The organism is Mesorhizobium sp. WSM1497, from assembly GCF_001672455.2.
GTDB lineage: Bacteria > Pseudomonadota > Alphaproteobacteria > Rhizobiales > Rhizobiaceae > Mesorhizobium > Mesorhizobium ciceri.
In genome coordinates, this window is the sequence record NZ_CP021070.1 from 734,908 (window position 1) to 757,106 (window position 22,199).

Genomic DNA, 22,199 nt, shown 5'->3' on the forward strand with positions numbered 1-22,199 from the left:
TTCGGCACACGTCGCTGAATGAAAGGGCAGGAGATGAGCAGCACAATCCGCGAAGCCGATGTCGGCTCGTCCAAGGTGACGCCGCTGCCGGCGCGTGCCGCCGCCAATACAGCCGTTCCACCGGACCATCGCATTGCGCGCAACCCCGGCATGAAGCTCGACCTTGGCTTCATGGAATCGGTGCGCAGCGTCAATCGCTCGGCGCTGGAACGGCGCGTCGCCAGCCTGACCAAGCGGCGCTCGATCAAGGCCGACAACCAGGCCGCCTGGCTGCTGCGCGCCGTCGCCTGCATGGATTTGACGACGCTGAATTCCAACGACACCGAGGAGCGCGTGCGCCGGCTCTGCGCCAAGGCGATCAACCCGTTCCGCCGCGACATTGTCGAGGGCCTCGGCATATCAGGTGAAACCATCCGCCCGGCCGCCGTCTGCGTCTACCACCCCTTCGTTGCCACCGCCGTCGATGCGGTGCGCGGCACTGGCATCCATGTCGCCGCCGTCTCCACCGCCTTTCCGCATGGCCTGGCGCCGCTGTCGACCCGTTTGCAGGAGATCGAGGCCTCGGTCCGTGACGGCGCCGACGAGATCGACGTCGTCATCCCGCGCGGCCTGGTGTTCGGCGCCAAGTGGCGGGAGCTTTACAATGAGATCGTCTCGATGCGCGCCGCCTGCGGTGATGCGCATCTGAAGGTCATCCTCGGCACCGGCGACCTCGCCACGCTGCGCAATGTCATGCTGGCCTCGATGGTGGCGATGATGGCGGGCGCCGATTTCATCAAGACCTCGACCGGCAAGGAAAGCGTCAACGCGACGCTGCCCGTCGGCCTCGCCATGGTGCGTGCCATCAGGGCCTATTTCGGGGAAACCGGCTATCTCATCGGCTTCAAGCCGGCCGGCGGCATTTCCACGGCCAAGGCCTCGCTCGACTGGCTGGTGCTGATGAAGGAAGAGCTCGGCCGGCCATGGCTGGAGCCGGACCTGTTCCGCTTCGGAGCGTCGAGCCTCTTGACCGACATCGAGCGCCAGCTCGAGCACCATCTGACGGGACACTATTCGGCCAATCATCGCCACGCGATGGCTTGAGAGATTTACCCCCACCCCGATCGGCAAGCCGATCGACCCTCCCCACAAGTGGGAGGGTGAAGGAGGCGCCCAATGAACATTCTCGACCGCTACCACGCCATGGAGTACGGCCCGGCGCCGGAGGCCCGCAACGAGGCCGACGCCTGGCTTGCCGCGCGCGATTTCGGCAAGGCGCTGTTCATCGGCGGCGACTGGAAAGCCGCTGCCGGCGGCAAGACCTTCGAGACCAGCGAGCCGTCTTCCGGCAAGCTGCTGGCCGAGGTCTCGGACGCCAATGCCGCCGATATCGACGCGGCGGTTGCGGCCGCCGCCAAGGCGCTGCCGAAGTGGTCGGCAGCCTCAGGCTATCAGCGTGCCAAGGTGCTTTATGCCATCGGCCGCGCCATGCAGCGGCATCAGCGCCTGTTCGCGGTGCTTGAGACCATCGACAACGGCAAGCCGATCCGCGAAAGCCGCGATATCGACGTGCCGCTGGCGATCCGCCATTTCATCCACCATGCCGGCTGGGCGCAGGCGCTGGACAGGGATTTCCCCGGCCATAGGGGTGTCGGCGTCGTCGGCCAGATCATCCCGTGGAACTTTCCGTTGCTGATGCTGGCCTGGAAGATCGCGCCGGCGCTCGCCGCCGGCTGCACCGTGGTGCTGAAGCCGGCCGAGTTCACGCCGCTGACCGCCATCCTGTTCGTCGAGATTTGCGAGCGTGCCGGCGTGCCGAAGGGCGTCGTCAACATCGTCCAGGGCGGCCCTGAGGCCGGCGTCGCCATCGTCAACCATCCCGGCGTCCAGAAGATCGCCTTTACCGGCTCTTCCGAGGTCGGCAAGATCATCCGCAAGGCCACCGCCGGCTCGGGCAAGAAACTGTCGCTGGAGCTCGGCGGCAAATCGGCTTTCATCGTCTTCGAGGATGCCGATCTCGACAGCGCCGTCGAAGGCCTGGTCGACGGCATCTGGTTCAACCAGGGCCAGGTCTGCTGCGCCGGTTCGCGGCTCCTGGTGCAGGAAGGCATAGCCGACGCCCTGATCGCCAAGGTCAAGACGCGGATGAGCCGGCTGCGCGTCGGCAGCCCGCTGGACAAGAACACCGATATCGGTCCGCTCGTCGATCTGACCCAGCTCGAGCGCGTCAAGGGCCTGGTTGCCGAAGGCGCCAGACAGGGCGCCGTCTGCTGGCAGCCGGATGCCGCGCTGCCGTCCTCCGGCTACTACCATCTGCCGACGCTCGCCACAGGTGTTTCGCCGGCTAACATATTGGCGCAAGAAGAGGTGTTCGGCCCTGTTCTGGCGACCATGACCTTCCGCAACACCGAGGAAGCGATCGAGCTCGCCAACAACACGCGCTATGGCCTCGCCGCCTCGGTGTGGAGCGAGAACGTCAACCTTGCCCTGCACGTCGCGCCGCAATTGAAGGCCGGCGTGGTCTGGGTCAACGGCACCAACATGTTCGACGCCGCCTGTGGCTTCGGCGGCTACCGCGAGAGTGGTTTCGGTCGTGAGGGCGGGCGCGAGGGCATGTTCGAATATCTCACGGCAAAATTGCCGCTCGGCCCGGTCATCAAGCCGGCGACGATGTCGGCGCAACCGGTCGAGCAGGCCGATGGCGCGGCAATCGACCGTACGGCAAAGCTGTTCATCGGCGGCAAGCAGGTACGGCCGGACGGCAATTATTCGCTGGCTGTCGCCACCGCCAAGGGCAAGCTTGCCGGCGAAGTTGGGCTTGGTAGCCGCAAGGATATCCGCGATGCCGTCTCCGCCGCCCGCGGTGCCAAGGCCTGGCCGGAGGCGACCGCCTATAACAGGTCCCAGGTGCTCTATTATCTGGCCGAGAACCTTTCCGGCCGCGCCAGCGAGTTCGCCGCCCGTCTCACCGAATTGACCGGCGCCACGCCCAAGGCTGCGCGGGAAGAGGTAGAACAATCCATCGAGCGGCTGTTCCTCTATGCCGGTCTGGCCGACAAATTCGAGGGCCGCGTGCACCAACCGCCCGCGCGTGCCGTGACATTGGCGCTGCACGAGCCGGTCGGCGTCGTCGGCATCGTCGCGCCGGATGCCTCGCCGCTGCTCGGCCTGATCTCGCTGATTGCACCCGCACTCGCGATGGGCAACACCGTGGTCGCAGTGCCGTCGGAGCGCTACCCGCTGCTGGCGACCGATCTTTACCAGGTCATCGAATATTCCGACATTCCCTCAGGCGCCATCAACGTCGTCACCGGTCGCAGCGCCGAACTCGCCGGCGTGCTGGCCAAGCATGACGATGTCGACGGGCTTTGGGTGTTCGCCGATGCCGAGACCTGCGCCAAGGCGGAAGCCGAGTCCATCGGCAACCTCAAGCGCGTCTGGAGCGGCAATGGCCGCGGCATCGACTGGGCATCCGACCAAGCCGCCGGCGACGCCTTCCTGCGCCGCGCCGTCGAGGTCAAGAATGTCTGGGTGCCTTACGGCGATTGATGGCCTGCCGGTACTGTTCAGATCGTGTTCGGGCTTGACGCCCGGACAGATGTTCTTTAACGAGAAAAAACATCTTTATCAGTGAACGGTCAACGGCGCAGGCTGCACGATCACGCGTGACTGGCACATGACGCCTTGGCCAGCCGCAGGTAGACCCGGACTATCCCAGCGGACGAGGAGAACAGCATGGCGGATCTGGCAGGCAAGGTCGTTGTCGTCACGGCAGCGGCGCAAGGGATCGGCAAGGCGAGCGCACTGGCCTTCGCAAAAGCCGGCGCCATCGTCTACGCCACCGACATCAACGAGACGCTGCTGGCGGAACTCGCCAAGACGCCAGGGATCAAGACCCGCAAGCTGGACGTGCTCAACGACGAAGCCGTCAACGCCGCCTTTGCCGAGATCGGTGTCGTCGACGTGCTGTTCAATTGCGCCGGTTTCGTCCATTCGGGCTCGATCCTGGAGATGAAGGACGGCGACCTCGATTTCGCGCTGAACCTCAATGTCCGCGCCATGATCCGCACCAGCCGGGCCGTGCTGCCCGGCATGCTGGAACGCGGCGACGGATCGATCATCAACATGGCCTCGCTGGCCAGTTCCACCAAGGGCGTGCCCAACCGCTTCGTCTATGGCCTGACCAAGGCCGCGGTCATCGGCCTGACCAAGGCGATAGCCGCCGACTATGTCGGCAAGGGCATACGCTGCAACGCCATCTGCCCCGGCACGGTCGAGAGCCCGTCGCTGCAGGACCGCATGCACGCGCAAGGCGACTATGATGCCGCCCGCGCCGCCTTCATCGCCCGCCAGCCGATGGGCCGGCTCGGCACGCCGGAGGAAATCGCCGATCTGGCCGTCTACCTGGCCGGCGCCACGTACACGTCCGGGCAGGCCTACAATATCGACGGCGGCTGGTCGATCTGACTGCGGAAATCTTGCGTGGGCCGGACGATCTGGCCCGTTGCCGGCGTTTAACAGGGGATCGAACAGTCTGAAAATCCCGCGCGCCGGCTATCTTGTATGGCGATCGCGCTTGTCCGTAGTCAGGTCGATGGGTACGGTCCGCCGGTTCCTTGAAGGAGCAATCGCCTTGGCGGAAAGTTTGCAAAAGGCCACGAGGCCGCAATCAGGAGAAGGATTTAGATGAAACTGCTGCGCTATGGCGAGGTGGGAAGCGAACGTCCCGGCCTGCTCGATGCGGATGGAACGATCCGTGATCTCTCCGCTCACGTCACCGATATCGGCGGCAAGGCACTCGATCCGGCATCGTTGGCAGCACTCGCCAAGCTAGATCCGAAGTCGCTGCCGGCGGTTTCCGGCAGCCCGCGCCTCGGCGCCTGCGTTGCCGGCACGGGCAAGTTCATCTGTATCGGCCTGAACTATTCCGACCACGCCGCCGAGACCGGCGCCACCGTGCCGCCGGAGCCGATCATCTTCATGAAGGCGAGCTCGGCCATTGTCGGGCCGGATGACGACGTGCTGATCCCTCGCGGCTCGGAGAAGACCGACTGGGAAGTCGAGCTGGCCGTGATCATCGGCAAAACCGCCAAATATGTCAGCGAGGCCGATGCGCTCGACTATGTCGCCGGCTATAGCGTTGCCCACGACGTCTCAGAGCGCGCCTTTCAGGCCGAGCGGCAGGGCCAGTGGACCAAGGGCAAGAGCTGCGACACATTCGGCCCGACCGGCCCATGGCTGGTGACCAAAGACGAAGTGGCCGACCCGCAGAACCTCAAAATGTGGCTGACCGTCAACGGCAAGACGATGCAGAACGGCTCGACCAAGACCATGGTCTATGGCGTCAAGTATCTGGTGTCCTATCTCAGCCAATTCATGTCGCTGCATCCCGGCGACATCATCTCCACCGGCACGCCGCCCGGCGTCGGGCTGGGCATGAAGCCGCCGGTGTTCTTGAAGGCCGGCGATGTGGTGGAGCTGGGCATTGAAGGCCTGGGGCAGCAGAAGCAGACGTTCAAGGCGGACGTTTAGGCAGTACATTTCGGGGTCAGCGCTGCCCCCTCATCCGGCCGCTTCGCGGCCACCTTCTCCCCGCTGGGGAGAAGAGACTGGCGTCGGCGCTGACAATCTCCTCTCCCCTCGGGGAGAGGTCAGCCGAGCGAAGCGGAGGCTGGGTGAGGGGGCTGCGCCGGCGTATCTACTTCAGCACCTTCCCATCCGCACCAAACCGATACGTCTTCGCCGGATCCGGCGTCGCATACAGCGTGGCACCCGGCTCGGCATCATAAACACCAAAAATCCGCACGGTGATCAGCCCGGCCTTCTCGCAGTCAAGATAGAGGTTGGTGTCGGCGCCGAGATGCTCGGCGTGCACCACCGTTCCCTTCCAGGCGCCGGATTTCGGATCGACCGTCAGATGTTCCGGCCGCACGCCGATGGTCCTGGCGGTTTCGCCGAGACGGGCGCCGTCGACGAAATTCATCTTCGGTGAGCCGATGAAGCCGGCGACGAACTCATTTGCCGGCGAATTGTAGAGCTCCATCGGGCCACCGATCTGCTCGATTTTCCCTGCGTTGAGCACCACGATCTTGTCGGCCAGGGTCATCGCCTCGACCTGGTCGTGGGTGACGTAGATCATCGTCGCCTTCAGCCGGCGGTGCAATTGCGCGATCTCGAGCCGCGTGTTGACACGCAGCGCGGCATCGAGGTTCGACAGCGGCTCGTCGAACAGAAACAGCTTCGGCTCGCGCACCACGGCGCGGCCGATGGCGACGCGCTGACGCTGGCCGCCGGAGAGTTCGGCCGGCCGCCTTTCGAGATAGGGCTCCAGCGACAGCATCGACGAGGCGATGCCGATGCGGCGCTCGATCTCGGCCGCCGGCGTGCCGGCCTGCTTGAGGCCAAGGCCCATATTGTTCTTCACCGTCAGATGCGGATAGAGCGCATAGGTCTGGAACACCATGGCGATGCCGCGCTTGGCCGGCGGCGTGGCCGAGACGTCCGCGCCATCGATGACGACGCGGCCCGAGGTCGAATCCTCCAGTCCGGCAATGACCCTGAGCAAGGTCGACTTGCCGCAACCGGAGGGGCCGACGAAGACAACGAACTCGCCGTCGTTCACTTCGAGGTTGATGCCCTTCAGCACCTCGACCGGCCCAAAGGCCTTCTTCACGTTCTCGATGTTCAGCGAGCCCACGGCTTCGTCCCTGTTCTAGAGTTTGACGGCGGCGCCACTGCGCACGCTCTCGTCGGCGGCAAGGCAGACGGCGAGCGATTTGACCGCGTCGTCCATATGTTTGGTGAGGTCGAGATCCTCGCGGATTGCCTTCAGCACGAAGGCCTGTTCGAGGTCGCAGAGGTCCTGATGGCCGGGTTCGCCCTCCATCGACAACATCTCGTCTGGCTTGGCGAACTTGCCGTCCGCGCCGGTCGCCGCATTGTGCAGGCGGATGGTCGAGGTCTTGGTGTGCGTGTCGATGTCATCGGACTTCACACCTTCCTTCATGACGATCGACACGCAGCCATTGGGCGAGATGACGTCCTTCACGAAGAAGGCGGTTTCCGAAATCATCGGCCCCCAGCCGGCCTCATACCAGCCGACCGAACCGTCATCGAACAGCACCTGCAAGTGGCCGTAATTGTACATCGAGGGCGCGACCTCGTCGGTCAGCCGCACGCCCATGCCGCGCACTTCCACGGGCTTCGCATCGGTGATCTGCAGCATGACGTCGAGATAGTGCACGCCGCAATCGACGATCGGCGAGGTCGTCTGCATCAACTGCTTGTGCGTCTCCCAGGTATTGCCCGAGGATTGCTGGTTGAGGTTCATGCGGAAGACGTAGGGGCCGCCGCGCTTGCGCGCTTCGGCGATCAACCGGATCCAGGACGGGTGATGGCGCAGGATGTAGCCGATCACCAGCTTCCTGCCGTTGGCCTTGGCCGCTGCGACGACGCGCCTGGCGTCGGCCACCGTCGTTGCCAGCGGCTTTTCGACGAAGACGTGGCAACCGGCCTCGAACGCCTTCACCGCATAGTCGGCATGGCTGTCGGAATAGGTGGCGATGCAGGCGACATCGGGCTTTTCCTCGCGCAATGCCTCATCGAAGGATCGCCTGATGCCGTAACCCGACAGCCCGTCCGGCAGCGGCACGTCGGAGCGGTTGATCAGCGCCGCGATCTGGAAACCTGGATTGGTATGGTAGGCCAGCGCATGGCTGCGACCCATATTGCCGAGGCCGGCGACGACGACACGCAGGGGTTGGGCCATTTCAATTCGCCTTTTCTTGACTGCGGGCTGCGAGAGCCACCATCACCTGTGGCTCACATTCATCTGCGACCCGCAGGGCTGCTTCTTCGCTGTCACACCGGGACAAAAGTCGAAAGCCATAGGCATCAACTCCGTCCTTGATCAGTGAAAGCCTCTGATCATCAGGCAAGGGATGCTCAAGGTTGAGCGCCTGCTCGAACGCTTTCGACTGCTCGTCTTCCATCTGGGAATTGACGCGCCAACGAATGTGACAATTGTATTCCTTCGGCCGGCGCTCCGGCCCAAGCCGTGCAAACCAGACAGCAGCGTTGATATAGAATTGCGGACCCCAGGAAGACTTCTGAAGGTTCAGCACACAGGTCGTCTCCGGCCACTCTCGGTAGAAATTTTTGGCGCGAACGCCCCGGAATCCATAGTGGCTCGCTGTCTCGACGAGGGCCTGTACGATAGCTTCTTCCCCGCCGCTCACTTCACCGCTCCGGAAGTAATGCCGCGGATCAACTGCCGCGAGAAGATGACGTAGAGGATCAGCACCGGCATGATCGCCAGCGACAGCGCCGCCAGGATAGCGTTCCAGTTGGTGACGAACTGGCCGAGGAACAGCTGCGCGCCGAGCGTCACGGTCTTGGTGTCCTCCGACGGCGCCAGGATCAGCGGGAACCACAGATCGTTCCAGATCGGGATCATGGTGAAGACGGCGACGGTTGCCATCGATGGCCTGACCAGCGGCAGCACCAGGCGGAAGAAGATGGTGTATTCCGACAGGCCGTCGATGCGGCCGGCATTCTTCAGATCGTCGGACACCTGCTTCATGAACTCCGACAGGATGAACACGGCAAGCGGCAGGCCTTGCGCGGTGTAGACCAGGATCAGCGCCGTCAGCGTGTTGACCAGCCCGCTCGCCACCATCAATTGCAGGATGGCGACGGTGCCCAGCCGGATCGGGATCATGATGCCGAGCGCCAGATAGAGCCCCATCAGCGAATTGCCGCGGAAGCGGTATTCCGACAGCGCAAACGCCGCCATGGCGCCGAACAGGAGCACGAAGAACAGCGAGGCGACAGTGACGACGAGGCTGTTCTGGAAATAGTGGAAGAAGTCGCCCTGGCCGATGACGGTGGTGTAGCCGATCAGGTCGAAGGTCTTTGGCGTCGGCGGCGTCAGCGGCGCGCCGAAGATGCCGGCGCGGGACTTGAACGAGTTCATGATCACCAGGATCACCGGAAACAGCGCGATCACCGTGTAGGTCAACAGGATCGCATGGGCGCCGATGGTGCGGGGCACGGAACGGGTGGCGGTGCTCATCTCTCGGCCCTCAGAACTGGTAGCGACGCAGGCGCGTCTGGACGAGAAAGAGATAGACGCAGACACCGCCGAGGATGATCAGGAACATCATCGTGGCGATCGCTGCGCCCATATTGGGGTCGCCGACCTGCAGCTGGAAGCCGAAGAAGGCGCGGTAGAGGAAAGTGCCTAGAATATCGGTCGAATAGTTCGGCCCGGCGAGCGCGCCTTGCGCGGTGTAGATCAGGTCGAAGGCGTTGAAATTGCCGACGAAGGTGAGGATCGAGATGATGCCGATCGACGGCAGGATCAGCGGCAGCTTGATCTTCCAGAACTGCGCCAGGCCGGTGATGCCATCGCATTCGGCGGCCTCGATCACCTCTTCGGGGATCGACAGCAGGGCAGCGTAGATCAGCATCATCGGGATGCCGACGAACTGCCACACCGAAATCAGGCTGAGTGCGGTGAGCGCATATTGCTCCTTGCCGAGCCATGGCGTGAACAGGCTTTTCAGGCCGACGAGATCCATCAGATGCGGCGCCACGCCCCACAACGGGGACAGGATCAGCTTCCAGGCGAAACCGACGATGACGAAGGACAGGATGGTCGGCACGAAGATCGCCGTGCGGTAGAAGGCCGCGAACCTCAGTCTCGGGCTGGACAGAAGCGCGGCCAGCATGACGCCGATCGGGTTCTGCACCAGCATGTGGATGATAAAGAACCAGGTGTTGTTCCTCAGCGCGTTCCAGAAACCCACCGACCAGTTGGGATCGCCGAACAGCATGCGGAAGTTTTCCAGCCCGACGAAGACCTGGTGCTGCTCGATGTTGCGGAACAGCGAGAGCTGCAGCGTGCCGGCGAGCGGCAGGATCATGATTGCCGTGTAGACAAGCACCGCCGGCGCCAGGAAGACGCCTATATGCCAGCGGAACGGTCTTTTCGCTCTGATATCTGCGGCCATGAGTTCGGTCCCCGCCGTCTCTCGGTTCCAAAGGGTATCGATCTAGATGATGCCTCGATGCACGGCCCGACCATTCCTGCCGATGCGGCAGGAACAAAGGCCTGCGACTGATCAGCTAGCCTTCCCCGAAGAAAGGGTAAGGCCGGGAGGCGGTGCCGACAATCGCAATCTGAATAGGCTTTGAATGAGGTAGTCCGGAACCGGCCAGGCATGCGCCAGGCCGGTTCCGTTGCCTGAGCTCTTACTTGGCCGGATGGTACCAGCTGTCGAGGCCGGTCTGCAGCTTCTTGGCCGCCGCTTCCGGCGTATCGGTGCCGTTGATGACGTTGGCCGATTCAACCCAGGTCTCGTTCTCGAGGTTCGGCGTGCCGCGCGACAGGATCTGGTAGGTCGAGCGGATCGTCGACTTGCACTTGCCGCGCCAGGAGACGAATTCCTGCGCCAGCGGGTCTTCCATCTTCACCGGCGAGGAGTTCAGGCTGAAGAAGCCCGGCAGTGCGTTGGCGTAGATGGTGGCGAAATCCGGCGAGGCGACCCAGGACAGGAAGGTCTTGGCCGCATCGGCGTTCTTCGAAGCCGCATTCAGGCCCATGCCGATATCGGTATGGTCGGAGATGTAGCAGGTGTCACCGGCCTTCTCGACCGGCGGCGGGAAGGCGCCCATCTTGAACTGCGCCTGGGTGTTGAACAGGCCGATCTCCCACGAGCCGGCCGGGTAGATGGCGGCGCGGCCGAGCGTGAACAGGTTCTGGCTGTCCGGATAGGTCTGCGCCTCGAAGCCATCGCCGAGATAGGGCTTCCACTTGGCCAGTTCCTCATACGGCGCGACCCAGTCCTTGTCGGTCAGCTTCTGATCGCCCTTGATCAGCGCCGCGCGGCCGTCCTCGCCCTTCCAGTAGTTGGGGCCGATGTTCTGGTAGCCCATGGTCGCGGCTTCCCAGAGATCCTTGGTGCCCATCGCCATCGGGATGTAGGTGCCGTCGGCCTTGATCTTGTCGAGCGCGGCGAAGAACTCGTCGCGGGTCTCCGGCACCTTGATGCCGAGCTTGTCGAAGGCGTCCTTGTTGTAGATGAAGCCGTGGATGACCGAGGCCATCGGCACGCAGAAGCTCGCCTTGCCGTCGTCGGTCTGCCAGGCGGACTTGGCCACCGGCGAAAAGTTCTCCATGCCAGGCAGCGCCGAGAGATCGGCAAGGTTGCCCTTCTTGAACAGCTCAAGCGACTTGTCGAACGGGCGGCAGGTGATCAGGTCGCCCGCCGAGCCGGCGGCGAGCTTGGCGCCGAGCGCGGCGTCATATTCGGTCGGAGCCGAGGGTGCGAACACGACCTTGATGCCCGGGTTCTTGGCTTCGAAAGCCGGGATCAGCTTGTCCTTCCAGATGGCAAGGTCGTCGCCGCGCCAGCTTTCGATGTTGAGCGTTACGTCGTCGGCGTGAGCCAACCCGGCCGAGCCGAGAATGCTGGTGCCCAAAAGCAGTGCCGTCAGTAGTTTCGTTGTCATGCTCAGTCTCCCTGTTGACCTTTTTCAGGTTCGGTTTTGATGAGAACAGAGGCTTTTGAGCCCTTGCTCCCCTCTATAGCGGAAAGGGCCGGCCGCAACTTCTGGCCGGCCTCTTCCAGTATCTTCTGCGCCGCGTCAGTGCTGTCGGCGCCGGCGGCGAGCAGAATGGCGGTCTTGACCGCGCCGCCGCTCTTTTCGAGCAGGCGGGCCGCTTCGTCCGTGCCGCGGCCGCTGACGGCGGCGACGATACGCGCCGCGCGGTCGCGCAGCTTGATGTTGTCGGCCATGAGATTGACCATGTAGCCGTCATGCACATGGCCGAGATGGATGGCGGTCAGCGTCGACAGCATGTTGAGCACGATCTTCTGGGCAGTGCCGGCGCCCATGCGCGTGGAGCCGGCGATCAGTTCCGGCGGCGTTTCGAGCAGGATGGCGGTTTGTGCCTGGCGCAGCAGCGCAGAGTCCCTGTTGTTGGCGATGCCGATGGTGGCAGCGCCGCGGCGGGCAGCCTCCTCGATGGCCCGCACGGCATAGGGCGTCGTGCCGCTGGCGGAAATGGCGATCAGGCAGTCGCCCTTGCCGAGGCTGGCCTCGGCGACCGCTGCCGCGGCTTCCTCGGTATCGTCTTCCGGCCCGCCGGCCAGCGTGCGGAAAGCGTCGTCGCCGCCGGCGATGAGGATGGCGATGCGGTCGCGGTGAATGCCGAAGGTGCCCGGCAGCTCCAGCGCATCGGCCAGTGCCATCAGGCCTGAGCTGCCGGCCGCGGCGTAGGCAAGCTTGCCGCCGCCCTTCAGCCTGCCGGCGATGATCTCGGCGGCCCTGGCGATGGATGGAATGGCATGGCGCACCACCTTGGCGGCTTCGATCTGCGCATCGGCCAAATAGGAAAGGATGGCGTCCGGAGGCTGGATATCCAGCCCCTCGGCATTTTTGTGAAGCGCTTCGGTGCGCGTTTCGGCCATCCCGGTTCCTCCAATACCAGAACAATACCAAAAAAATACCACTTGTCCACACGCATTAACGAATTCGCGGGCCGGAAATCGCTGAGCCGCCGAAATACGCAGATTTTTCAATAAAATACGGCTTAAACTTTTTGAAACGGAAATTGACCCTTGGCTATTGGTATTTTATTGGTATTATCCGCCCGGAGGAGAAATCAACGTGAATTTCGTGCTCGGAATCGATGGCGGCGGCACCAGCTGCAGGGCCGCCCTGGCAACGGCGGACGGCACGGTGATCGGCCGCGCCAAAAGCGGCGCCGCCAACATCCGCACCGACCTGACCGGCGCCCGCTCGAACATCGTCGAGGCCGCCAGGCAGGCGTTCCTCGTCGCCGGGCAGGATCCGGAACTGATCCCGCGAACGCCCGCAATTCTCGGCCTTGCCGGCGCCAATGTCGGCACCTACCGGCAGCAGCTCGAGGCGATCCTGCCATTCAGCATCAGCCGCGTCGAGACCGACGCCGAAATCGCGCTGGAAGGCGCTGTCGGCGCCGGTGACGGCGCCATGGCGATCCTCGGCACCGGCACCGCCTATATGGCGCGCAGACAAGGCAAATCGCGCGCCATCGGCGGCTGGGGCTTCCAGGTTGGCGACCAGGGCAGCGGCGCCCGTATCGGCCGCGACCTGCTCGAACAGACACTGCTTGCCTATGACGGCGTCCGCGCGGGCTCGCCGCTGACGCAGAGCATGCTGGCCGTCTTCCGCAACAACCCGGAGGATGTCGTCGAATTCACCACCAATGCCAAGCCCGGCGATTTCGGCGGCTTCGCACCCAAGGTGTTCGAACACGCCGAGAAGGGCGACAGCGTCGCCAACTGGATCCTCGACAGGGTGGTTGCCGATGTCGAAGCCTCGCTCGGCGCGCTCGATCTCGCCGACGACGCGCCGCTTTGCCTGCTCGGCGGGCTGGCGCCGCTCTACGCGCCGCGCCTGTCTGCCCGCTACCGGGCGCTGCTGAAGCCGCCGCTCGACGACGCGCTGGGCGGCGCGGTGCAGATGGCGGTTCGCCTCCTTGCCGGTCACGCGGAGGCAACTCGATGAGCGAGGCCGCCGACCAGATCTTCGCCACGCTGAAACATCAGGCGCAAAGCGGCGCGCCGCTTTATCTGCAGCTGCGCAAGAGCATCGAGGACGCGGTCAATCGCGGCCTGATCGGGCCGGGCGACGCGCTGCCCTCCGAGCGCGACATCGCCACCAAGGCCGATATTTCGCGGGTCACCGTGCGCAAGGCGGTGCAGGACCTGGTCAAGGGCGGCATCCTGGTGCAGCGCCACGGCTCCGGCACCTTCGTGGCGCCGCGCATGGAGCGTGTCGAACAGTCGCTGTCGCGGCTGACCTCGTTTACCGAGGACATGGCGCGGCGCGGCATGGTGGTGCGTTCGGCATGGCTCGACCGCGGCCTTTACGCACCTTCGCCCGACGAAATGATGGTGCTCGGCCTGTCGTCGAACGAACTGGTGGCGCGCGTGGCGCGCCTGCGCATTGCCAACGACACGCCGCTGGCGATCGAGCGGGCCTCGCTGTCGGCCAGCGTGTTGCCCGACCCGGCCGATATAGGCTCCTCGCTCTATGCCGCGCTGGAATTGACCGGCAATCGGCCGGTGCGGGCGGTGCAGCGCATTTCCGCCGCCAATCTCGGCGACAGCGACGCGCGCCTGCTCGAAGTGCCGCCAGGCATTGCCGGCCTGCACATCGAACGTATTTCCTATCTGGCGAGCGGCAAGGTGATCGAATTCACCCGCTCTATCTACCGGGGCGACGCCTATGATTTCGTCGCCGAACTGCGGCTGACAGGGCCGAGCGAAGAGGGCCGACCATGAGCACGACAGAGCCGACCATGTCGACAGAGATGACCCATATGCGGCGCGAGATCGAGGAGGTCCCGCAGGCCGTCGCCCGCCTGCTCGACGGCTCCGGCGCCGTGCTGACCGAAGCCGGACGCGGCATCCGTGAACGTGACCCGCAGTTCGTCGTCACCGTGGCGCGCGGCTCGTCCGACCATGCCGCCACCTTCATGAAATACGCCGTCGAGCTGACCGCGGGCCTGGCCGTCGCATCGGTCGGGCCGTCGATCGCCTCGATCTATGGCCGCAAGCTCAGGCTCGCCGGCTCGGCCTGCCTGGCGATCTCGCAGTCGGGCAAGAGCCCCGACATCGTCGCCATGGCCGAAACCGCGCGGGCGGGAGGCGCGCTGACCGTCGCCATCACCAACACCGCCGATTCGCCGCTGGCGCGTGCCTCGAACTATGCGATCGATATCCTGGCCGGCCCCGAGCGCAGCGTCGCGGCCACCAAAACCTTCATCAATTCGGCCGTCGCCGGCCTCGCTCTGATGGCGCATGCCACCGGCGACGATGCGCTGCTGGCGGCGCTTGCCCGCCTGCCGGAGCATTTCGGCAAGGCGATCGCCTGCGACTGGATGAGCGTGCTCTCTGAGACGATCGAGAAGCAGAAGTCGTTGTTCATCCTCGGCCGCGGACCGTCGGCGGCGATGGCCAATGAGGCTGCGCTGAAATTCAAGGAGACCTGCGGCATGCATGCGGAAGCCTACAGCGCCGCCGAGGTCATGCATGGCCCGCTGGCGCTGGTCGGCCCTGATTTTCCGGTGCTGGCGCTGGCCGCGCGCGACGCGTCCGAACCGTCGATTGCCGAGGCCGCCGACAGCCTGGCGGCCAAGGGCGCGCCGGTGTTCGTCACCTCGGCACTTGCCCAACGCGCCGTGCGCCTGCCGCATGTCGCCACCGGCCATCCGCTGACCGATCCGCTGACGCTGATCGTCTCCTTCTACATGTTCGTCGAGGCGTTTGCCCGCCATCGCGGTCTCGACCCGGACACGCCGCGCAATCTTCGCAAGGTGACGGAGACCGTATGAGCAATCGCTTTGCCCTGACTGGCGCCCGGATTTTCGACGGCGACGATTGGCATGAAGGCCACGCGCTGGTCGTGCGCGACGGTCTCGTCGAGGCCATTTTGCCCACGGGCGCCGTCCCCTCGGACATCGCCCTCGTCGACGCCGGTGACGGCCTGCTGGTGCCGGGGTTCGTGGACCTGCAGGTCAATGGCGGCGGCGGCGTCATGCTCAACGACCATCCCGATGTCGCTTCCATCGAGACCATCTGCCGCGCGCACGCGCCCTTCGGCACGACGGCGCTGCTGCCGACGCTGATCACCGACACGCCTGCAATCACGGCCGCCGCTGTCGCCGCCGGTGAGGCAGCGGCGCGCCAGAAGGTGCCTGGCTTTCTCGGGCTGCATCTCGAAGGCCCGCATTTGTCGGTCGCCCGCAAGGGTGCGCATGATCCGGCGCTGATCCGGCCGATGACCGATGCCGACCAGGCGATGCTGATCGCGGCGCGGCAAAAGGTGCCGGTGCTGCTGACCACCATCGCGCCCGAATCCGTCGAGCCGGCTCGCGTCGCGGCGCTGACTAAGGCCGGCGTCATCGTCAGCCTTGGCCATTCCGACACCGGCTACGCCACCGCCAGCGCCTTTGCCGCGGCGGGCGCCTCGATGGTTACCCACCTGTTCAATGCGATGAGCCAGATCGGCAATCGCGAGCCTGGCCTGGCGGGCGCCGCCATCGACATCGGCACCTTGTCGGCCGGTCTCATCGCCGACGGCATCCATGTCGATCCGGCCACCATCAAGATCGCACTGCGCGCCAAGCAGGGGCCGGCCAGGATCGTTCTGGTCACCGACGCCATGGCGACAATCGGCACCGACATGACGTCGTTCACGCTCAACGGCCGTACCATCTATCGCAGGCATGGCAGCCTGCGGCTCGGCGACGGAACGCTGGCGGGCGCCGATCTCGACATGATCTCGGCCATTCGTTTCACCCACCGCGTCATCGGGGTCGAGCTTTCCGAGGCCTTGCGCATGGCTTCGCTCTATCCGGCGCAAGCAATCGGCCAGTCGCACCGGCTTGGCCGATTCGCCAACGGCACGGCTGCGGATATTGTCGCGCTGTCGGACGATCTCGACCCGAAGGGCGTCTGGATCGGCGGCGAAAAGGTTTTTGGAGCCGGCTCCGGCACTGCGCATTGATATCGGCTGTCGTCGTGAAACCTTTTGATTTTGAGGTCGTTGTCGGAGCGTATGTCCGAGGCGAAACCCAAATTGAAACAGGCCGACGGCATCAAACCGCGCGGTGCCTTGAAGCCGCGACAGCAAGCGCCGCGTGACCACAGGCCGCGCCACGAGGATCTGCGCGAAAAAAAACCGCCGACTGCCGAAGCTGCCCCCGAGGTCGACGGCCAGCCGGGACCGCCACCGGAGGCTGTCGAGCCGGATCCGCAACTGACGCCCGAAGAAGCCGAGCAGGCGCGCCGGAAATACCTGCTGCGGCGTTTCTGGATCAGCGGGCGCGGCTACTGGGCCAGGCGGGGCGATGGGCTTGCCTGGCCGCTCACGATCGGGCTGTTGATCCTGATCTGCGTCAATGTCGGCTTTCAGTACGGGATCAACGTCTGGAACCGCTCCTTCTTCGACGCCATCGAGCAACGCAACGTCCACACCGTCTATGTGCTTAGCGCCATATTCCTGCCGCTCGTCGCTGGAAGCGCGGGCCTTGTGGTCGCGCAGGTGTATCTGCGCATGACGATCCAGCGCCGCTGGCGTTCCTGGCTGACCACCGCCGTCATCGCACGCTGGCTTGCCAATGGCCGCTACTACCAGTTGAATCTCGTCGCCGGCGACCACTCGAACCCCGAAGCCCGCCTCACGGAGGATCTGCGGATCGCCACCGAGTCACCCGTCGATTTCATCTCCGGCGTCCTCAATGCGTTCCTGTCGGCCTCGACCTTCATCGTGGTGCTGTGGACGATCGGCGGCGCGCTCACTTTGCCGATCGGTGGCGAAAACCTGACCATTCCCGGCTTCCTCGTCATCACCGCGGTCATCTATGCCGCCATCACCTCCACGTCGATGGTGGTCATCGGCCGGCATTTCGTCCGCCTCTCCGAGCAGAAGAACCAGGCGGAAGCCGAATTCCGCTACACGCTGACGCGGGTACGCGAAAACGGCGAGAGCATCGCATTGCTCGGCGGCGAGGAGGAGGAGCGCAGCGGCATCGACAGGAATTTCGGTCATGTGCTCAGGCAATGGGCGCTGCTGACGGGCCAGCACATGCGCACGGCGCTGGTGTCGCAGGGATCGAGCCTGTTTGCGCCGGTCGTGCCGGTCCTGCTTTGCGCGCCGAAATTCCTCGAAGGCTCGATGTCGCTCGGACAGGTGATGCAGGCTGCCTCCGCCTTCGCCATCGTGCAGGGCGCGTTCGGATGGCTGGTCGACAACTACCCGCGTCTTGCCGACTGGAACGCCTCGGCGCGACGCATCGCCTCGCTGATGATGTCGCTCGACGGGCTCGAGCGTGCGGAGCAGAGCGACGCGCTCGGACGCATCCAGCACGGCGAAACCGAAGACGGTGCGATGCTCAGCCTCGACGATCTCTCCGTCACGCTCGACGACGGCACCTCCGTGGTCAAGGAAACCGAGGTTGCGATCGAACCGGGCGAGCGTGTGCTGGTGGCTGGCGAATCCGGCTCGGGCAAGTCGACGCTGGTGCGGGCCGTTGCCGGCCTGTGGCCATGGGGCGGCGGCAGCGTCAATTTTCATGCCGACAGGCGACTGTTCATGCTGCCGCAACGTCCCTACATCCCCTCGGGCACGCTTCGCCGCGCGGTCGCCTATCCCGCGGCCGCGGACAAGTGGACGATCAAACAGATCAAGGCCGCCCTCGACAAGGTCGGCTTGGCCTATCTTGCCGAAAGGATCAAGGAAGAAGCGCCATGGGACCAGACGCTGTCGGGCGGCGAAAAGCAGCGTCTCGCTTTCGCGCGCCTGCTGCTGCACCGCCCCGATATCGTCGTGCTGGATGAAGCAACCTCGGCGCTCGACGAGAAGAGCCAGGACGCCATGATGGCGACGGTGATCCGCGAATTGCCCGATGTCACCATCATCAGCGTGGCGCACCGTGCCGAGCTGGAAGCCTTCCACAGCCGCAAGATCACCCTCGAACGGCGCGAGGGCGGCGCCAAGCTTGTCAGCGATATCAACCTCGTGCCGCGCAAGCGCAACCTGCTGAAGCGCGCCTTGTGGGGCTCCGGCAGTCGGGTCGAAAGGGCGCGCAAGGAGTAAGGCGCCGCTGCCCCGGGCTCCGCGCAACTATGATGCGTATATGTCCTTGTAGGTGTCGCGCAGCAGGTTCTTCTGTACCTTGCCCATGGTGTTGCGCGGCAGTTCATCGACGAAGATCACCCGCTTCGGATGCTTGTATTTCGCCACCCGTCCGGCGATGGCGCCGAGAATTTCGGCACCGGTGATCCGCGATGACGGCGCCCGCACGACGACGGCGGTGACGCCTTCGCCGAAATCCGGATGGGCAACGCCGATGACGGCGCTTTCGCTAACCCCGTCGAGCGCATCGATCTCGCTTTCGAGCTCCTTCGGGTAGATGTTGTAGCCGCCCGATATGATCAGGTCCTTGCCGCGGCCGACGATGTGGACATAACCGTCGGCGTCGATCGTACCGAGATCGCCGGTGATGAAAAAACCGCCGGCGCGGAATTCCGCCTTGGTCTTCTCCGGCATGCGCCAATAGCCGCCGAAAACATTTGGGCCCTTCACCTCGATCATGCCGACCTCGCCCTGCGCAAGCGCTGCGCCGCTGTCTGGATCGGTGATGCGAAGCGTGACGCCGGGCAAGGGGAAACCGACGGTGCCGGCGCGCCGCTCGCCCTCATAGGGGTTCGAGGTGTTCATGTTGGTCTCGGTCATGCCGTAGCGTTCGAGGATCGCGTGGCCGGTGCGCTCGCGCCAGGCCTTGTGCGTCTCGGCCAGCAGCGGCGCCGACCCGGAAATGAACACACGGATGTTTTTCGCCGCCTCATGGCCCAGCCCCTCATGCTGCAGCAGGCGCACGTAGAAGGTCGGCACCCCCATCAAGGCCGTGGCACGCGGCAGCAGCGAGACGATGCGGGCCGGATCGAACTTCTGCTCGAACAGCATCGAGGCGCCGGCCATCAGGACGACGTTGGTGGCGACGAACAGGCCGTGCGTGTGGAAGATCGGCAATGCGTGGATCAGCACGTCGTCTCCGGTGAAACGCCAGTGCTCGACCAGCACGCGCGCGTTCGAAGCAAGGTTCTCGTGGCTGAGCATGGCGCCTTTCGAACGGCCGGTGGTTCCCGACGTGTAGAGGATTGCCGCGAGGTCATCCGACCCGCGCGCCACGTCATGAAAATCCGTCGGCAGCCGCGAGGCCTGCTCGGTCAGCGATCCCCGGCCATCGCGGCCGAGCGTGACGGTGACGGCGCCCGTCTTTTCCGCCAGCGCGCCGATGTCGGCCGCTCTTGCCGGATCGCAGACGACCAGGCGTGGTTCCGCGTCGCCGAAGAAATACTCCAGCTCAGCCAGCGTGTAGGCGGTGTTGAGCGGCAGGAAGACGGCGCCGGCGCGCAGGCAGGCGAGATAGAGCATGACCGCTTCCGGGCTCTTCTCGACCTGCACGGCAACGCGGTCACCGGGCTCGACATCCAGTTGCAGGAGCGCATGCGCAAGCTGCGCCGAGCGGGCCAGCATATCGCCATAGGTGATCGAGCGGCCATCATCGGTTTCCATCAGCAAGCGCGCTGGCGCCGGCATCCGGAACCGGAACGCATCGAACAGATGATTGCTCATGAAGGCTTCCCTGGGGTGCTGCGGCGCTGAGCATGCGCCTGTCGCGGCATGCCTCGGCGGCGAGAGTTCGCGGTTCTTGGCCGCGCCGTCAAGCCCGCCGACAGCGGTTCACGCCGGCCGCGCCGACGCAGGTTGCGTGCAAGAAACGAGCACAAGAGACCCGCCAGGAAACGACTGCTATCGCCGAGCGCGTTTGCCGGCGATTTCTTTCGTTTCCTCGTCCTGCTCGAAGCGCTTCATGCACATGGCCGCAGTCAACCGGTAGTGGTTGAGCAGGGCCTCGACGGCACCGTCGGCATTGCCGTCCAGGGCATATTCGGCGATCAGACGATGCTCGCCGAAATCGTCGCGCTGGACGCCTTCGCCATCATTGGCCATTTGCCGGTAGCGATAGGCGTGATCGGAGAGCTGGTCGCAAAACCCCACCAGCCATTGCGACCGGCAGGCCGAAATCAGCACCCTGTGGAAGATGCGATGCAGCCTCTCCCAATCGGGATTGAGCGAGAAGAGATTCTGCGGTGCCAGGCGTGACGCGCGTCCCAGGCGATGCAGCGCCAGCACGAGCTGTTCTTCCCATTCGGCGGTGCGGTGGGTGATGGATTCGCGAAGCGCTCGCTCCTCGAGCCAGCAGCGGGTGCGCGTCAGCTCCTCGAGTTCCGAGGCGCTGACCGGCATGATGAAGAAGCCGCGCTGGTCGTGCCGGCCGAGAAGCCCTTCCGAGGCGAGGCGATTGAGGGCTTCGCGGACAGGCGAGGCGCCGGCTCCATATTTGGAGACCACCCACTCGACCCGCAGCTTGCTCTCGGCTTCAAGGACACCGCCGAGAAGATCGTCCCGCAATTGCTGATAGACCGTAGTGGCAAGCGTGCTCTTCGGTCCGGCAGCGTCGTCGTTCAGATTGGCAGCTCCGTATGTCAAAGCGACTCCTTGTCCCTAGGACTTGTCCCGGGCGATTCGAGTCCGAAAGCATTCGCCTTCTCGTACTTGTACCATACAGCGCGAAGATTCGCCTGCTCAAGCAGAAGATCACGTTATTGTACTTTAGCACAAAGGAATATGCGGCATTTCGGAGTTCAGTGCTGTAATTCCGCGCTTTTTCACAACCTGCGGGCACTTAACATGTTTTGTATGCACGCAGGAGAATCTGTTCTTTTTGTTCTTTTGTATTCGCGCGAGATCAACTGTCTGCTTTGGGCATAGACGACGGAGCTGAAAACCGAATCAGGCAATCGCTCACATCCGATGCCGTTGCCCCAAAAGCTTCACAAACCCGCCCGGCACCAGAACCTTAGCCGGCATGCAGGGCTGACGCGGGAACACTGCTGGTCAACCGGCTGCCTTATCGGCTGCCGTCCTGATCGCCTGGATGTTCTGCCGATAAGCCTCGACGCTGCCGCCTTTGAAGATGGCGGCGCCCGCCACCAGCACGTCGGCGCCGGCAGCGGTGACCAGCGGCGCGGTTTCGGCTGAAACACCGCCGTCGATCTCGATTCGGATCGGCCGGCCTCCGATGAGGGCCTTGACCCGCTTCACCTTGTCGACGATCGCTGGGATGAAGGCCTGGCCGCCGAAGCCCGGATTGACGGTCATGATCAGGATCAGGTCGAGCCGGTCGAGCACGTATTCGACCACGCTTTCCGGCGTCGCCGGATTGAGCGACACACCGGCCTTCTTGCCAAGGTTCCTGATGGTCTGCAGCGAGCGGTCAAGATGCGGGCCGGCCTCGGCATGGACGGTCAAACCGTCGCAGCCGGCCTCGGCGAAAGCGGCCAGATAGGGGTCGGCCGGGGCAATCATCAGATGGCAGTCGAAGAAGGCCTTGGTGCGGTTGCGGATCGCCTTGATCACTGGCGGGCCAAAGGTGATGTTGGGCACGAAATGCCCGTCCATAACATCGAGATGTATCCAATCGGCGCCGGCTGCCGCTACCGCTTCGACCTCGTCGCCGAGTTTGGAAAAATCCGATGCCAGCACCGATGGTGCAATCAGGGTCTTTCTGCTCATGGATGCGGCCTTTCCGAGTG

At 64.4% G+C, this 22,199-nt stretch carries 19 protein-coding genes; 9 read left to right on the forward strand and 10 right to left on the reverse strand.

The genetic code is table 11. From position 1 onward, the window contains the following. The first annotated feature begins 33 nt into the window (after positions 1 to 33). The 4 genes from deoC to A9K65_RS03540 all read left to right on the forward strand — a co-directional run bounded on the left by deoC (position 34) and on the right by A9K65_RS03540 (position 5,511). Complete coding sequence (gene deoC / locus A9K65_RS03525) at positions 34 to 1,083, forward strand: deoxyribose-phosphate aldolase (RefSeq protein ID WP_064993015.1); 1,050 nt, start codon at positions 34 to 36, stop codon at positions 1,081 to 1,083. Between the two features lie 72 nt (positions 1,084 to 1,155). Then, positions 1,156 to 3,528, forward strand: coding sequence for an aldehyde dehydrogenase family protein (locus tag A9K65_RS03530; protein ID WP_064992754.1), 2,373 nt, complete (start codon positions 1,156 to 1,158; stop codon positions 3,526 to 3,528). A 186-nt stretch (positions 3,529 to 3,714) separates the two neighbouring features. After that, complete coding sequence (locus A9K65_RS03535) at positions 3,715 to 4,446, forward strand: SDR family oxidoreductase (RefSeq protein ID WP_013528567.1); 732 nt, start codon at positions 3,715 to 3,717, stop codon at positions 4,444 to 4,446. Positions 4,447 to 4,665: 219 nt separating this feature from the next. Further along, complete coding sequence (locus A9K65_RS03540) at positions 4,666 to 5,511, forward strand: fumarylacetoacetate hydrolase family protein (protein WP_013528568.1); 846 nt, start codon at positions 4,666 to 4,668, stop codon at positions 5,509 to 5,511. Positions 5,512 to 5,677: 166 nt separating this feature from the next. Here the strand turns inward: A9K65_RS03540 and A9K65_RS03545 are convergent, their stop codons facing one another. The 7 genes from A9K65_RS03545 to A9K65_RS03575 all read right to left on the reverse strand — a co-directional run bounded on the left by A9K65_RS03545 (position 5,678) and on the right by A9K65_RS03575 (position 12,455). Then, positions 5,678 to 6,676, reverse strand: coding sequence for an ABC transporter ATP-binding protein (locus A9K65_RS03545; protein ID WP_063173499.1), 999 nt, complete (start codon positions 6,674 to 6,676; stop codon positions 5,678 to 5,680). A 15-nt stretch (positions 6,677 to 6,691) separates the two neighbouring features. Beyond that, on the reverse strand, positions 6,692 to 7,747 hold the full coding sequence (locus A9K65_RS03550) for a Gfo/Idh/MocA family oxidoreductase (protein WP_064992753.1): 1,056 nt from the start codon (positions 7,745 to 7,747) through the stop codon (positions 6,692 to 6,694). Position 7,748: 1 nt separating this feature from the next. Next, positions 7,749 to 8,216, reverse strand: coding sequence for a DUF4304 domain-containing protein (locus tag A9K65_RS03555; protein WP_064992752.1), 468 nt, complete (start codon positions 8,214 to 8,216; stop codon positions 7,749 to 7,751). Then, entirely contained in the window at positions 8,213 to 9,052 is an 840-nt protein-coding gene (locus A9K65_RS03560) for a carbohydrate ABC transporter permease (RefSeq protein ID WP_064992751.1), read from the reverse strand. The genes A9K65_RS03555 and A9K65_RS03560 overlap by 4 nt, the downstream gene beginning before the upstream one ends. Positions 9,053 to 9,062: 10 nt before the next feature. Beyond that, positions 9,063 to 9,992 (reverse strand): sugar ABC transporter permease, encoded by a 930-nt coding sequence (locus A9K65_RS03565; protein WP_027161161.1) that lies wholly within the window; start codon positions 9,990 to 9,992, stop codon positions 9,063 to 9,065. Between the two features lie 241 nt (positions 9,993 to 10,233). Beyond that, the gene (locus tag A9K65_RS03570; protein WP_013528574.1) at positions 10,234 to 11,493 is read right to left on the reverse strand and encodes an ABC transporter substrate-binding protein; all 1,260 of its coding nucleotides are present in this window, start codon (positions 11,491 to 11,493) and stop codon (positions 10,234 to 10,236) included. Positions 11,494 to 11,495: 2 nt separating this feature from the next. Continuing rightward, positions 11,496 to 12,455 (reverse strand): N-acetylmuramic acid 6-phosphate etherase, encoded by a 960-nt coding sequence (locus A9K65_RS03575; protein WP_064992750.1) that lies wholly within the window; start codon positions 12,453 to 12,455, stop codon positions 11,496 to 11,498. A 199-nt stretch (positions 12,456 to 12,654) separates the two neighbouring features. On the opposite strand from A9K65_RS03575, the gene A9K65_RS03580 reads away from it, so the two are divergent. The 5 genes from A9K65_RS03580 to A9K65_RS03600 are packed head-to-tail and all read left to right on the forward strand — an operon-like array spanning position 12,655 to position 18,633. After that, entirely contained in the window at positions 12,655 to 13,536 is an 882-nt protein-coding gene (locus A9K65_RS03580; RefSeq protein ID WP_064992749.1) for an N-acetylglucosamine kinase, read from the forward strand. Next, positions 13,533 to 14,315 (forward strand): GntR family transcriptional regulator, encoded by a 783-nt coding sequence (locus A9K65_RS03585; protein WP_063169682.1) that lies wholly within the window; start codon positions 13,533 to 13,535, stop codon positions 14,313 to 14,315. Before A9K65_RS03580 ends, A9K65_RS03585 begins: the two co-directional genes overlap by 4 nt. A 17-nt stretch (positions 14,316 to 14,332) precedes the next feature. Further along, entirely contained in the window at positions 14,333 to 15,367 is a 1,035-nt protein-coding gene (locus tag A9K65_RS03590; protein WP_064992748.1) for an SIS domain-containing protein, read from the forward strand. After that, a complete protein-coding gene (gene nagA / locus A9K65_RS03595; protein WP_064992747.1) occupies positions 15,364 to 16,542 on the forward strand; it encodes an N-acetylglucosamine-6-phosphate deacetylase in 1,179 nt (392 codons plus the stop codon). Before A9K65_RS03590 ends, nagA begins: the two co-directional genes overlap by 4 nt. A 51-nt stretch (positions 16,543 to 16,593) precedes the next feature. Then, positions 16,594 to 18,633 (forward strand): ABC transporter ATP-binding protein/permease, encoded by a 2,040-nt coding sequence (locus tag A9K65_RS03600; RefSeq protein ID WP_013528580.1) that lies wholly within the window; start codon positions 16,594 to 16,596, stop codon positions 18,631 to 18,633. 27 nt (positions 18,634 to 18,660) lie between these two features. Here the strand turns inward: A9K65_RS03600 and A9K65_RS03605 are convergent, their stop codons facing one another. The 3 genes from A9K65_RS03605 to rpe all read right to left on the reverse strand — a co-directional run bounded on the left by A9K65_RS03605 (position 18,661) and on the right by rpe (position 22,179). Further along, positions 18,661 to 20,175, reverse strand: a complete 1,515-nt coding sequence (locus A9K65_RS03605; protein WP_064992746.1) for a malonyl-CoA synthase — start codon at positions 20,173 to 20,175, stop codon at positions 18,661 to 18,663. A 177-nt stretch (positions 20,176 to 20,352) separates the two neighbouring features. After that, positions 20,353 to 21,093 (reverse strand): GntR family transcriptional regulator, encoded by a 741-nt coding sequence (locus tag A9K65_RS03610; protein WP_013528582.1) that lies wholly within the window; start codon positions 21,091 to 21,093, stop codon positions 20,353 to 20,355. Between the two features lie 408 nt (positions 21,094 to 21,501). After that, the gene (rpe, locus tag A9K65_RS03615) at positions 21,502 to 22,179 is read right to left on the reverse strand and encodes a ribulose-phosphate 3-epimerase (protein WP_027161168.1); all 678 of its coding nucleotides are present in this window, start codon (positions 22,177 to 22,179) and stop codon (positions 21,502 to 21,504) included. Between the last annotated feature and the right edge of the window lie 20 nt (positions 22,180 to 22,199).